At 45.0% G+C, this 13,271-nt stretch carries 17 protein-coding genes; 2 read left to right on the top strand and 15 right to left on the bottom strand.

The genetic code is table 11. From position 1 onward, the window contains the following. Positions 1-8: 8 nt before the first annotated feature. The 7 genes from ACLWBB_RS08185 to ACLWBB_RS08155 form a co-directional block, all read right to left on the bottom strand. Positions 9-317 (bottom strand): DUF2388 domain-containing protein, encoded by a 309-nt coding sequence (locus ACLWBB_RS08185; RefSeq protein ID WP_413291135.1) that lies wholly within the window; start codon positions 315-317, stop codon positions 9-11. A 31-nt stretch (positions 318-348) separates the two neighbouring features. Beyond that, positions 349-900, bottom strand: a complete 552-nt coding sequence (locus ACLWBB_RS08180) for a hypothetical protein (protein ID WP_413291134.1) — start codon at positions 898-900, stop codon at positions 349-351. Positions 901-946: 46 nt separating this feature from the next. Then, complete coding sequence (locus tag ACLWBB_RS08175; protein ID WP_413291133.1) at positions 947-1,468, bottom strand: hypothetical protein; 522 nt, start codon at positions 1,466-1,468, stop codon at positions 947-949. A gap of 16 nt (positions 1,469-1,484) precedes the next feature. Further along, positions 1,485-2,249, bottom strand: coding sequence for a hypothetical protein (locus tag ACLWBB_RS08170; RefSeq protein WP_413291132.1), 765 nt, complete (start codon positions 2,247-2,249; stop codon positions 1,485-1,487). A gap of 483 nt (positions 2,250-2,732) precedes the next feature. Next, on the bottom strand, positions 2,733-3,818 hold the full coding sequence (locus ACLWBB_RS08165) for a SpoIID/LytB domain-containing protein (protein WP_413291131.1): 1,086 nt from the start codon (positions 3,816-3,818) through the stop codon (positions 2,733-2,735). Positions 3,819-4,023: 205 nt separating this feature from the next. Continuing rightward, entirely contained in the window at positions 4,024-4,590 is a 567-nt protein-coding gene (locus ACLWBB_RS08160) for a hypothetical protein (RefSeq protein ID WP_413291130.1), read from the bottom strand. Between the two features lie 174 nt (positions 4,591-4,764). Further along, entirely contained in the window at positions 4,765-5,709 is a 945-nt protein-coding gene (locus tag ACLWBB_RS08155; protein WP_413291129.1) for a C1 family peptidase, read from the bottom strand. A 160-nt stretch (positions 5,710-5,869) separates the two neighbouring features. On the opposite strand from ACLWBB_RS08155, the gene ACLWBB_RS08150 reads away from it, so the two are divergent. Next, complete coding sequence (locus ACLWBB_RS08150; protein ID WP_413291128.1) at positions 5,870-6,277, top strand: hypothetical protein; 408 nt, start codon at positions 5,870-5,872, stop codon at positions 6,275-6,277. Positions 6,278-6,297: 20 nt separating this feature from the next. On the opposite strand, the gene ACLWBB_RS08145 is transcribed toward ACLWBB_RS08150, so the two are convergent. Genes ACLWBB_RS08145 through ACLWBB_RS08130 form a run of 4 tightly spaced genes read right to left on the bottom strand, consistent with a single transcriptional unit; the run spans position 6,298 to position 9,213 of the window. Further along, entirely contained in the window at positions 6,298-6,678 is a 381-nt protein-coding gene (locus tag ACLWBB_RS08145) for a GFA family protein (protein ID WP_413291127.1), read from the bottom strand. 8 nt (positions 6,679-6,686) lie between these two features. Then, on the bottom strand, positions 6,687-7,445 hold the full coding sequence (locus tag ACLWBB_RS08140; protein ID WP_413291126.1) for a slipin family protein: 759 nt from the start codon (positions 7,443-7,445) through the stop codon (positions 6,687-6,689). A gap of 2 nt (positions 7,446-7,447) precedes the next feature. Then, positions 7,448-8,728: an NfeD family protein gene (locus tag ACLWBB_RS08135; RefSeq protein WP_413291125.1), complete on the bottom strand. Its 1,281-nt coding sequence runs from the start codon at positions 8,726-8,728 to the stop codon at positions 7,448-7,450. After that, entirely contained in the window at positions 8,725-9,213 is a 489-nt protein-coding gene (locus ACLWBB_RS08130) for a hypothetical protein (protein WP_413291124.1), read from the bottom strand. Before ACLWBB_RS08130 ends, ACLWBB_RS08135 begins: the two co-directional genes overlap by 4 nt. A gap of 219 nt (positions 9,214-9,432) precedes the next feature. Here ACLWBB_RS08130 and ACLWBB_RS08125 point away from each other — a divergent pair, with 219 nt between their 5' ends. After that, complete coding sequence (locus ACLWBB_RS08125; RefSeq protein ID WP_413291123.1) at positions 9,433-9,639, top strand: hypothetical protein; 207 nt, start codon at positions 9,433-9,435, stop codon at positions 9,637-9,639. Positions 9,640-9,774: 135 nt separating this feature from the next. Here the strand turns inward: ACLWBB_RS08125 and ACLWBB_RS08120 are convergent, their stop codons facing one another. The 4 genes from ACLWBB_RS08120 to ACLWBB_RS08105 form a co-directional block, all read right to left on the bottom strand. After that, on the bottom strand, positions 9,775-10,251 hold the full coding sequence (locus tag ACLWBB_RS08120; protein WP_413291122.1) for a hypothetical protein: 477 nt from the start codon (positions 10,249-10,251) through the stop codon (positions 9,775-9,777). 155 nt (positions 10,252-10,406) lie between these two features. Next, entirely contained in the window at positions 10,407-11,717 is a 1,311-nt protein-coding gene (locus tag ACLWBB_RS08115; protein ID WP_413291121.1) for an NAD(P)/FAD-dependent oxidoreductase, read from the bottom strand. Between the two features lie 148 nt (positions 11,718-11,865). After that, complete coding sequence (locus ACLWBB_RS08110; RefSeq protein WP_413291120.1) at positions 11,866-12,753, bottom strand: M12 family metallopeptidase; 888 nt, start codon at positions 12,751-12,753, stop codon at positions 11,866-11,868. 54 nt (positions 12,754-12,807) lie between these two features. Then, positions 12,808-13,263: a hypothetical protein gene (locus ACLWBB_RS08105; RefSeq protein ID WP_413291119.1), complete on the bottom strand. Its 456-nt coding sequence runs from the start codon at positions 13,261-13,263 to the stop codon at positions 12,808-12,810. Between the last annotated feature and the right edge of the window lie 8 nt (positions 13,264-13,271).

The following is a 13,271-nucleotide window of genomic DNA, read 5'->3' as shown; positions in this document are numbered from 1 at the left end:
AATCGGGATTAAGGTGTGATGAGTGAATAATCGCCGCTTACGATTTTTTCGGCAAGATCCATATCCGAAAGTCTGATTGTTGGATTGATAGTGCGAAGCTCAATCAAAGCTCTTTCCAAGCGTGGACCTCTGGTTTTACCTTGTGAATTGATGAAGTTCAAAGCCTCGTCGCGAGCTTGTACAAGAAGAATTTCTTTATCGCCAACAACTGCTCTTGCAGACGTTGTTTGAGCAGTCGCTGTCAAACTACTTGGGTGGATCGCAAGAGTTGCTTGTGCTCCTACCAAAATTACCAATGCTGCTACGAAGTTTTTCATGAATCTCTCCAAATTTTGTATTTAATAAATCTTAGTAAGCTGTCAAATCTACGCGAGTCCAACCGTTACAGTTAATAAACATGTAAACGCGTGAACCAGCATCCGCAACGTCATCACCGTTGCTGTCAGCAGCTACGAAGTACATCGTTGCTCTAACAGTCGTTGGACCTGACAAAGTGACCCACATCGGGTTTGCAGCTTGAACTGAAAGACTTGGAGACACAGAACCCACTTGCAACGAAGACACGCTGTAAGTTCCATTTGGTAAGCAAGCCGCACTAACAGCGTTGAATGTCCCGCCAGTAGCGATTGCTTGATAAGTTCCTTGAGTTTTTGGCATTGAACTTGACTGACCTGCTGTCGCGATGCTGTTAGCGTCTGCAATCACTTGCAAACCATCCCAACGAGAACCCGCGCTGCTTGCTAGATTTCCTTGAAACACTGTCGGACCTGTCACGAAACCATCACAGTTCGTGCAAGTTGCGCCGTTGCCAGCAGATGGAGCTACGTCCGCTTTTGGCTTAGAGCAAGCCGTTGTTAATAACATCAGAGCTAAAAGTGCTGTTGTTAATTGTGTTTTCATATCATCCTCTTTTCCTCAGGGACGCATCCGGCGCCCTGTGTATTCATTAGAAATTCATGTCCATTTGTGAGTTACAAACATACAAGGAGAACAAGCCTGTACCTTGAGTTCTAGTTGGTACTACTTGAATTCCTGCTGGAATCGACCCTTGTCCGCCAATCAAAGTGACGTTTCCTGTGAAAACGTCTGCAGCTAGTGAACCTTGTTGCATCATTTGAATTTGATACTGACCAGTAAGTTGCACACCCATTTGGCAAAGGTAGTTATTGAAGGTAACAACACCTGTGATTGAGCCAGGACCGTTGCCGCTCATATCACCAGTCACCTGGAACTGAGCCTGGGCCAGATTAAACATTCCGTTTATAGTCGTTCCTCCATACAAGAACTGACCGCCACCAGGAATGCAACCAGGAACTGCGCAACCACCAGGACCGACCACAATTGGTGGTGGAACTGCTGGAGTGTTGTTGCTGCTGTTCTTAGAACATGCAGATGTCATCACAGTGATAGCTGCAAGAGCTCCGAACAGAACCTTCATCATTTTGTTTTTCGTTGTTTGAGTTTTCATATTCGCCTCTTTTTACCTATTGATTAAATGCTTTAGCTTTTGATAATCCAGAAAATGTTCCTAATCTGCGATAGCCGCCTGATGGATAAGCATTCGACTTATCAATCACTGTTTGCGAGCGGCAGTCGTAAGGACCTGCGTAAATGAACCAGCAATATCTTTCAGAACCTTGCGGCGCCATAGATTGCGTGAAGTTTTTAAACCAGAGCGAACCACTTACGTAAGCTCCACTTTGCGCATCACCTTGAGAAACAACTTTGTCGATCACAAGAACAACTGCGCCGTAAGCATCTTGGAAGAAACCAGTGAAGTTCTGACCACCGTTGAACCAAGTATTGTACTGAGCATGGTAAAGACCGACGTCTTTATTAGTGCCATAGCTTGTGTACTTTTGGTTTGTACCAGTACCCGCTACGAAATAACCTTCGTAGTGTTGGCCAGCATCATCATAAGCAAGCTTCACTTGACCACCGAAATGGCCACCACCGACATCAATAATGTTCACATTCAATTTCACGTTCGTAGGATTGTTCAATGGATGAGTCGCTACGTACGTATTAAATATAGTCAAAGAATCCGGAACGAAGGTTACGGTATTACCGTAAGACCAGCTATCCCCTGGAGTTCCAGCACCTTGCCCTGGAGGAGCCGTTGGAGGATACGTTGGATTCACAACAGGAGGAGTCACTGTCGCCGTGTCGCCAGCCTTCATTTCCTTAGCACAGCCAACACTGATAAGTGCTAGAGTCGCCAGTAATAAGATAAGCTTCGAATTTTTCATAATTGCCTCTTCTGTTGTTAAGGCTCCAAACACCTGGAACCTCTTACCCAGAAGCAATGCGAGCTCCGTGCCGACCATGCCAGCCGTTCCGAGCACTCGTAAGTTATCGAATTTAAAAGGGTATAATAGACGTGCCCCGATCTGAGACAAAGTCCCTGGGAAGCCCGTAAATGGCCAGAGTCCCTGTTTTGTCACCGAACAGTCAGAAAATCAGACACTCGCGGCTGTGGCCAGTCCTCGCCCCATCATCAGACACGATCTCGATTTTGAATCTATGATTTTGGGAATTCTCAGATTGAGATCATCAACTTTAGTTTATAACTACTTTTTTGTTAATATTTGTACAATTTGGCTTTAGTTCTCAAATGAAGAATCCGAATAGTAATTCATATTATCTAGGAGATACCAAATGCATAACAAAGCACTTAATATGATCGTCATCTGCGTAGTTGCTGTTTTCGCTTGCCGCGTATTTTTGAATTTCTAATTAGAATCTGAGAATTGTTTTAAAGACGCCAAAGGATAGTAATGCTTTAGAATCCTTTGGTGAGAGTATGCTTTCAGACCAAGCGCACGACTTCCCCACTGACACATTCCCACTCGATGGCCAAAGCCTTTTCCCACGAACTCAATTTCGCCTTCTTGATCCTTCATTTCAAACGCCGTACTTCGTAAATTCATAAATCCTAGAATCTGCCGAAATTCATTGCTACGAATATCTCCAAGAAAGTCTTTCGAAACTGCTGCGAATTTCTCTTTTGAAATCTTATAACTCCAACGAGCCATCGGATTCACCGGACAACCGGCATCGACAGCAACCCCCGCATCCATGGCACTCTCTTTTTTCCACACACTTCCTGCAGGCACCGTTTTGCCCCCGCAGTCTGAGTGATAGAATGCCTTCAAAATACGGCCCTTCGGATTTAGAAGATATACACCTTCGGTCTCTTTCACGGCGGTGTGGGCTTTTTCAATCAATTCGGGGCTGATATTCATCGAAATCTTTTTATAGACCTGATCCAAAACTGAAGACTCGACATGAAAAGCCTTCGCCTTACGCTCTTGCAGTACTGCCATCGTATAAGACCTGATCGCGATAGCTTGGGCCTTCAGAGTTTCGATCGGCCAACGAAGTGGCATCTCTTGTGCCAGAACCGAGAACACATATTCTTCCATCGGCACAACACCAATGATATCGATTTGCCCAGAGGTGCCTTCGCGGAGAAGAATTTTATTCGGAAGCTCCAATCCTTCTTCACGTAGGTTTTCACCTTGAACAAGCAAAGCCTCTTCGGAATTCATGACATCTCTGGTGATAGAGGAAGCCCCTTGGGAAATTTGCCAATAAGTCTTGCCAGCAACGATCACGCGCGAGATTTCCATTTTTCGATCTTGAGGAATCGCGACTTTGCTGAATTTTTCTTCGTGACCTGTCAGGCGCAGATTCAAACCCGACAAAAAGACTTTAGAGATCCCACTTTTAATGCGCACACGGACGATGTCTTGCTGAGCCCAAGCTGAGCTCATTCCAAGGGCACAAAAAAACACAAGACACGCAATCCATTGCATATTAGCGAAACTCCACCATGAGTTTTACATAGGAACGCTAATATTAAAGTACGGTTGGAGGATTTTTCCTAGTCTAGTTATTGGTCTGGCTGCGAAAGAGCTCTAGATTTTACGGGGGTATCCCATGACCACGCGGCCATGAAGCACAAAGGAGCCCACAAAGGCTCCTTTATCTTTCTTAGTACGCTGAGAATTTTTAGAAGACTTAATTTCCGAAAGATACGTGAATTGAGATTCTATTCGCATCAAATGGAATCCCCTGCGAGGTAACCATGGGTCTTGAATCCATATTGATAAGTGTAGAAAGGCCCCCCATTTGCAAGACTCCTGACGTACTTCCTTGAGGCTTTGTCTTATCAAGAGATGGCGGATATCCCTGAGCTTTTTTGTCGTAATAAGTGACTTCGACACGGTACTCTTTTCCGTGGTTTCCCATCATCCAAAGGTCGTATTTCATTTCCGACGTCGGCACTTTGACTGGAATCAAAGAGATGCTCACGAAGCTTTCTGAATCCTCAAACGACAACCACTTTCTGGCTTCAGAATCCGAGGCCGAGGTGAAATACTTTTCAATGTTAAAGGTCTTGTCTGCTCGTACCCATTGAGTGGCATCGGAACCGATGTAGGCCACACTCAGATACATAGTGTCTTTGGTCGCTATCGTTTTAGGATATACTACTGGTTGATCATTGTTGGTTTCTACAATCACTGGTTCTCTCTGACATCCCATAAGAATCAAAAGACCGCAGCAGATGAAAATAAACTTTTTCATACTTCCCCCTGAATCAAATCGTAAATGGTGGGGAGCTGGATGTCGACAAAACTATGTTTCTTCAACAAAGGCCCGACCCAATTGCGGGACAAAAACCCGAAGAATGTCTAGGCAGAGACTTCTTCAAGCGTGCCAAGTTCTCTTCGTACACGCACCACAACAGGTGGTTTTGAACTACTTTTCGGTAGGCAGTTTAATAGCGGCTAACAGTCGACCTATTAACAATCGCCGATTCGACATCTGGTCTATGTAATCAAAGGGAATCGTTCCATACCCCTGCTGACCCCACACTTTCCCCCAACTGTTTTTGATATAGAAAATTCTTTTATCAATATCGTAACCAACAATCAGGGCGGCGTGTCCCGTACAGACTTGTGGCTTCAATTGGCATTCCCGCTTTGAAGCCTTATCTAAGAATAGGTCTCCAGTTTTTTCAGTTTCTTTCCACATATTAGGATGCGCTAGAATAGAAATGGTCACAGGGGTTTTCCAACTGGAAAGTTCGCGCACAATATCAATGCTTCTTGAACCAATATCTCGGAACTCAATTGTACTTCCAGAAATTATATTTCTTTCGCTTTCTGGCTTTGGCCCCGCATGAGCATAGCAAACAAGATCGACATCCTTCTTTCCTTTTTTGGTTTCACAAGGAAACCCCTTATCGAACCAGCTTTGCTGATACGGCAGGTCTTTTTCAAACATGAATCCAAACTCTTGTACGGTCACCGCATTGACCGCTACCGAGGAGTCTTCCTCATAGGAGCGTAGTTTCTTTTTTGTTTTTGCTGCCCAGGCCAAATACTCTTCTGAAAGATCAGTCTCTGTTCCCGTAGACTTTTTAATCAAACTCTCAATTAAGCTTGTGATAACAAAATATGTACAAGCCCCGCGAGCACCTTGGGATTTTACTTCCGATTGAATATCTCGAAGATCGATTTTACGAGGAAACCCAGAAAATAGATCAAGATTGATTTTCTCAAGCGATACAAAGTGAATGTCCTGCTCAACAGGAACTTTAAAGTTTTTCCCTAGAACTAGCTCATTTGATGAGCCAAAAGCGGTCTGCGCGAAAGAGCAGACTAATAGAAAATAAAAAAGGACCCAATTCTCTAAAGACATTACCAAAAGGCATACTTGAGGCGAATCGTTTGTTCAACAAGAGAATACCATTAACTTCGGTCATGTGTTCGCCAAAATAGACTTTTGCAAAAAGATACTTTGGCCCTCTAATTGCTAATAGGCCTATGGAACCTTATAAAACAGTCACGGAGAGATTTTTATGAAACTAAAAACAACATTTATTGTCACTTTAATGATGGCCTATACATTATCAGCGGCCGCTTCTGACATTAAGAACTCTTGTGATGCCATGACTCTCCAAAGTCCAAGTAGATGTGATTCGATTGAAGATTCTAACCTCAGAAGCAACTGCGTAGCTATTACGCTCGAAAGTCCTAGCCGTTGCTATTCCATTGAGGACTCTGATGTTAGAAGAAACTGCGTTGCGATTACACTTGATAGCCCAAGCTCTTGCGACTCTATTGAGAACTCTGATATTAGAAAAAATTGTTTGGCTAATACATTGAATAGTCCAAGTCTTTGTGACGGGATTCAAAACTCTGACATGAGAATAAACTGCGCAGCTGTCACTCTTGAGAGCTTCGGACTTTGCCAATCCATTCAATAATTTTGAACTATAAAAAGACCCTATTTATTTCGGTCTGCAGGATGATTGACTCCATCCATGATTGGCACGTCGCCAAGCTCATAGGGATTCACTCCCTCCAAGCATGCGACGTTGAATCCATATTGATTTGGATTTGAGCGTCGCTGATGGTGAGTATAGATTCCGCAAACTGAACAGAAATAGTGCTTAGCAGTTTTGGTATTGAATTGATAAAGAGTTAGCTTATCAGCTCCCTTTAAGATCTTAATTCCATCTAATGTCGCGGAGGCTACGATAGCTCCCCGCATGCGGCAGAATGAACAATCGCACCGTCTTGGGTTCTCTAATCCATTTGGCAAATGGATTTCCAATTCGACCGCCTTGCAATGACATGAAGCTCGATGAATCTTTTTAATTTCCATATCCGCGTCTACTTCCTATCCATCGCCTCGCCCATCTGAATCAATGGCTTCACAAACTCGATTGGCAGAGGGAAAACGATTGTATTCGTTTTGTCGCCAGCAATCTCAGTCAAAGTTTGTAGATAAGCCAGCTGAATCGCAGAGGGAGAGTTTTGCATCAAGTTTGATGCGTCCGCAAGCTTCTGAGCACGTTGTAATTCCCCTTCTGCAGCGATGACCTTGGCGCGACGTTCACGCTCTGACTCGGCTTCGCGGGCCATGGCTCTTTGCATTTCCTTCGGAAGGTCGATTTGCTTTACTTCGACCATCACAACTTTGATACCCCAAGACTCTGTGTGCTTATCAAGAATCCCCTGCAAGGTTTGGTTCACCTTATCACGGTGCTCAAGGATATCATCCAAGTGATATTGCCCCACGACCGAGCGCAGAGTTGTTTGCGCGAGCTGGCTGGTTGCAAAGAAATAGTCTTCGATTTTCGTGATTGCCTCTTCCGGAGATACCACTTTGAAGTATACAACCGCATTGACCTGCATGCTGACGTTGTCTTTTGTGATCACGTCTTGGGGCTTCACGTCCATCGTGATGGTACGAGTATCGACTTTCACGATGCGCTCTACTCCGGGGATCAAGAAGATCAAACCAGGACCGCGGATGCCGATAGAACGACCGAAGCGAAGGATCACACCACGCTCCCACTCTGGCAGGATCTTCACCGTTGCCGTGATCAAAACAACCGACATTACGCCTAGAAATATTAAAAACTCCACGTTTACTCCTTTTTGCTGATCTTCAGAGTCAGTCCCTGACGACCGAGAACCTGAATGTCGTCAGTCATTTGAATCTTCTCATCGCTGATAAACTTCCAAAACTCACCTTGGATTTCAACTTGTCCTGAAAGACCTGTTGAATCCACGGCAACCACTTTGACTTTTTTTGTTTTTAAATCGAAGTCCGCATCTTTTCGGCGAGTGCGAATGGTCCTAAGCGCTAGATAGCCTAAGCCCAACATGAATCCCGCAACGACAACAGTCACTGCTGCAATCAAAGTCCATGGCAATGTGTAGCCGGTGGTTTCGCGGTCAAATAATAACAAGCTCCCGACGACGAACGAGATAATACCGCCGACTCCTAAAATTCCAAAACTTGCGACAAAGACTTCCGCAATTAGGAACGCAACGCCCAAAAGGATGAGTGCAAGACCGCCCCACTCGACATCAAGCTTATGAAACGCAATCAAAGAGAGAATCAAACCAATTCCGCCAATCACCCCTGGAGCCACAAGGCCTGGATGTGTGATTTCGGCATAGAGCAGAGCAATGCTACCCATGAAAAGCAAATAAGCAATTTCTGGATCGGCTGTGAAGTTTAAAATTTTATAACGAAGATCCGGTTCGAACTCTCGCAGACTGCCGACATCCACTGCTAAGTCCTTGTCTTCACGAATCTGAACCTTACTGCCTTTAGCTTTGTTCAAGAACTCAAGCTCGTTGTTCGCGACAATATCCAACGCTTTAATTTTGATCGCCTCATCAATACTGACGGCTTTTGCTTCAGTGACGATTTCTTTTGCGAATTGCTGATTACGACCACGCAGTTTTGCGATGCCCTCTAACCAACTAACGGTGTCGTTGACCATCTTGTTGCGAAGATCGGTTGGTGTTTCTCCGGTATTGCCACCCAAAATTGGAGTAGCTGCGCCAATATTCGTGGCCGTAAGACCCCCGCTTACATGGCAAGCCATCAAAATGATCGCACCGGCACTGCCCGCGTGACCACCCGAAGGAGAAATCAAACACAAGTATGGAACTGGAGAGGCTAGGATTTTCTCGATGATGAGCCTCGTACTTTGCAGACTGCCACCTGGAGTATTCATACGAACAAAAATAGATCCGCATTTGTTATCGACAGCAAACCTCTCGGCACGAGTCAGATAGTCCAACGTCGCAGCCCCAATAGGTTCACGAATAGTTACCGCGACCGTGCATTTTTCCTGTGCGAAAACACCGAGAGAAATGAAGAGGACTCCGAGGAAGGCCCCTAGGAGTTTCATAAAACTCCTAACTCCTTCATCACTTTTTGCAGATCAGCCCATGCCAACTTTTTAGTATTGGGGTTTTGCAACAAGTAAGAAGGACCAAAACTTTCAATGAACTTCATCGATCCCAAGTTTTGGAGATTGTTGCTAGAGGGTTTTGTTGAAAACACCACCACAAACGGCGTGCTTACTTTTTGCGAGTACTGTTGCAGAATTTGATTCAGCGAAAGTGGCGCTGCCGTTAGATCATGCTCCATGATCAAATGACGGCGGCCCCCCAAGCGCATTGCTTGGATCATTTTATCAAGAAGGTCGGCACTCTCTTTAGCGAAGACACTCAGGTCAGCGGCTTGCTTCAGATTCAAGAATAAGAGGTCGCAACTGTCCGTTTTGATTTCTTCTTGGAGGCTTTGGCGAATACGGGCGGATTGAAGAGTTTTCACTCCCAAAACGTTTTTAACGTAGGAAAAGTAGTTCGTGACCGATTCTTCAGCTGCCATCTGAAGCAGAACTTACGAAATAACCCGACCAAAGACCATCCTTCTCGCGTTGCGCTACGACTTACTTTGCCGATTTTAACCTTAAACTGGACCCAAGATGTCTCAAGTTTGAACACTTTGTGACCGATAGGTTACATAAGTGGCGGTTGTTGTGAATGAACAGGATGTTCTGAAGCAAAGGACCTTGCCGAAATTCCGTTCTTAGCCAGGAGGGCTTTTATGGAAATATTCCGCATTAATGTACTCCCAGAACAAGAAATCAAACGTCGTGAGAAGCTGAAATATGCTCTTAGTCACTGCAATGTTTGCCATGGCAGTCTGGAGTTCAATTATTTCGACACGTTGGATGCTGACAAACTTGAAGAAGTCGCCCACTGCAAGGAATGTGGTCGCAAAGCGATGAATCAGCTTCACTCTGTTCACTAATTTTTCCAGCAGCAAATTTAATTATAAAAAAACGAGTTCCGAAAGAACTCGTTTTTTTATTTCTCTTCACAACTCAAAATAAAAAACCCGCACAGCAAACGCCTGCGGGTCTTTTAAAATTCTTATCTCTAAAAATTAGTTATTGCTCAATCCAGAAGATTGGTCTTTTTCTCCAGGAGTGATGTCTCTTACCTTCACGAAACCGAAGAAATAATATTCTTCATCTTCGAGCTCTACATTGATACGAACACCGACTTTGCCGAGCATGTGCGCTTCTTCAATCATACCTGAACCACCGCAACCACCGTAAATAGGAACCAAGTGGGCTACATAATGGTCAGCAACCCCACCTTTGCCAGTATAGGTTTGCATGGCGCTCTTTGCGTCAAACTTACCCAGGCTTCCGCCGCAGTCTTTGTATTTTGCGCGTTCGGCTCTAATCAACGCGGTTACCGCCTTATTAGCGCTGAATTTCTTCATCGCGCCTTCAAGACTTGTTGCTTTCACCGTCGCAATAGCGGTCGCCGCTGGAAAACGGTCTTTCGCTTTTTCTTTTGTTTCTGCAAATGCAAAACTTGATAATGCAATCACTGCTAGAATTACTTTAATCATTCTGAATCCTCCCTATTCTCTAAAACTATCAGCCACAACAAACACTGATAAGTCTAGATCCAGTAGCAGGCTACTCTAGGCGCAAGAAAGCGCGGCAAAATATTTTGCCACACCTACATTCATACATTTTTGCCATTCGTACCAACTGGGAACAGTTAGGTTTTCAGCTTCCAGCCTTTTTCCGTTATTAAGCGCGTTCCGCGCTTGGAAAAAATATAACTCCAACCCCACTGAGCCATCACTGAAAAACGATTTTTAAAACCAATCATATAAAACACATGCACGAAGAGCCAAGCAAGCCAAGCGATGTATCCCGTCATTTTGAAAGTTCCAGTATTCGCAACAGCTCGGTTTTTTCCGATGGTAGCCATCTGTCCTTTATCGACATATTGGAAGCTTGGACGTTGCCGTTGGTAGATCGAAGCTAGAATGACCTTCGCAACATGCCTTCCCTGCTGGATCGCTGCCGGGGCCAAACCCGGAACTGTTTTTCCAGGAGCCATTTCACACGCCGCCATATCCCCCACAACAAATGCAAAAGGATAATCCGGAATCGAGAGATCTTTATTCACCTGAATGCGACCAGCCCGGTCTCGTTTGATATCTTGTGTAAAGGCCATCTTCGAGGCTTGTACGCCGGCGGCCCAAATCTTTGTGCGGGATGAAATCACCTCGCTGCCAACCTGTACGCAATATTTATCGATATGGGTCACTCTTGCTGAGGTACGAACCTCTACACCGATTTCGTGTAAATCCATCATTGTCTGCTTGGAAAGGTCCTCGCTAAAGGCTGCCAGCACCCGGGGGCCAGCTTCTAGCAAAACTACCTTGGCTTGGGATGGGTCGATACGGCGGAAATCATGCAACAAAACTGTACGGCTAATATCCGAAATTGCCCCCGCCATCTCAACACCTGTTGGCCCCCCGCCGATAACGACGAAAGTTAAAAAGGCTCTCTGGCGATTGGCATCTAACTCGCTTTCGGCTTTTTCAAAAGCCGACAAAATGCGACGACGAATTTCTGTCGCTTGCTCCAAAGACTTCAAACCTGGAGCATGTTCCTCCCATTCGGGATTTGAGAAGTAACTATGTTGAGCTCCACATGCAAGAACGACATAGTCGAACTCAATTTCACTATATGGCAAGCGAACGACCTTTTGCTCAAGGTCCACTTCAGAGACACTCACCTTATGCACTTCAATATTTTTCGTTCTTGAGAACTGCGCACGGATAGGAACTGCTATATCTGCAGGATTGAGACCCGCCGTTGCTACTTGATAAAGAAGTGGCTGAAACAAATGATGGTTTCGTTCATCCACTAAAATCACATAGGTGTCTCGTCGGTTTGCAAATTGTTTTGCGGCTGTGAGACCGGCAAAGCCACCACCAACGACAACGACGACTTTTTTTCCAAGATATTTAGAGGGATGTCTCAGACGAATACTTGCAGATTCTTTATTTTCCAAGAAGGACCTTCCTAGTCTTTTAGAAAGGATAGAGCATGGCCGTGCGCGGTCAATTGTTGCATTTTTTAACTGAGACCAACTTTTTCACGACCACATCTTTAAGTCTATCGAACACAAGTGTACATGACTCGTTAAGAGCACTAAGGTATTAGCGACCGCCGTAAGCTTTATGCAAACGGTCTATGTCACCAGAGCTCAGGCCTTCGGTGGGATTGATATCTTTATCACTACGGCGGGATTGCATTGTTGGTTGGCCGTTTTTGGAAAACATCGTCGGTGGATACATCATCAATGAGTTGTAATCAAAGGCCGCAAGCCCACTCACCGTCATCAAACTTTCAGGCAGGCGAAAGAAGTTGTCCTGATATTGCTCATCGATATTTTCTGGAAACAACGTTATGTATTGATCGCGATCTGTGCGGTTCTGCTCGTGGACAAAGCCAAGGGCATGCATGATTTCATGAGCGATGTCATCAGGGCCGCAGTTCGGTGCAATCCACAGAGGTTGCTTGCCGCCAATTTTACCGACATAAGACTTACAAATCCCGCCGCTTTCTTCAAAAACCATCACGTCTTCTTGATCCGTGTAGGGTATAAAGCGAATCGCGGTGCCGTTAAAATATTCCAGAGCTTTAATAACTCTTTCTGGATTCTGTAAGTTTGGCTGAATATAGATAGGAATAATCGAACTTTCCCAAAGCCGAATCTCGGGCATTTTCACAAAACCCGTCGTTGCGCCTTCTTCGGCGTCAACAATCTCTCCCAAGGCGATGTCTCCTTGAACTATTGCGATGCCCTCATCTAATTTGTATTGAAGTGCATTCGGGGGACGCTGCGAACCGTTTTTAATTCTTTGAACCGCAGGCCCGTCTTTAACGGCCACCTGAGTTTTTCCCGGAGTAGGTTCTTGCTGTATAGACTTGGTCCCAGCAGTTTTAGAGACCTCTCCCTCGTAAGGAGTAGATTCTACAGAAGTCTCTACGCTCTCTGTTTCCCCTGTAGATGCGGTATCACGATGGGAGTAGAGGTAATACATTCCTCCCACCAGCAGTAACACTATTACGAATCTCTGAAGCTTATCCATCAAAGATTAAAAGCGAACACGCGCACCGACACCAACATCAAGATCTGCCGCCATCGATGGAGCAATTTCAAGGATTGCCGCAACTTCACCAAAGAATTCAATATTAGGATTATTGATATTGAAATTAAGGCCGATAGAACCACGAGGTCCAATGGACAGTTTCGATTTATCATCATCGTCCTCATAAGAGACCAAACGTCCGCCAAGACCGTAGTACATATCTAAAGGACCTTGAGTTGTCCCCCAGCTACGAGCGCGATCCCAAAGATAGTCAGCATGAAATTGAGCACCCGTACGTTTTCCTGAGGAAAATGCCAACGCACCATCAAGCGAATGAGAGCCATCCAGCTTCATTTTGGCAGATAGACCTGTCGGATCCCCTAAAATAATACCAACGCCAAAGTCTTCGGCGTGAGCAAGAGATGTAAACAGCAATAAGGAAAGCATCGCTAGCATTTTCATAGTTGGCT

Origin of the sequence: Bdellovibrio sp. HCB337 (assembly GCF_047302465.1) — a bacterium.
Taxonomy (GTDB): Bacteria; Bdellovibrionota; Bdellovibrionia; order Bdellovibrionales; family Bdellovibrionaceae; genus JACMRP01.
The sequence above is the reverse complement of the archived record's forward strand: the minus strand, read 5'-3'. Positions and strand labels throughout refer to the sequence as shown.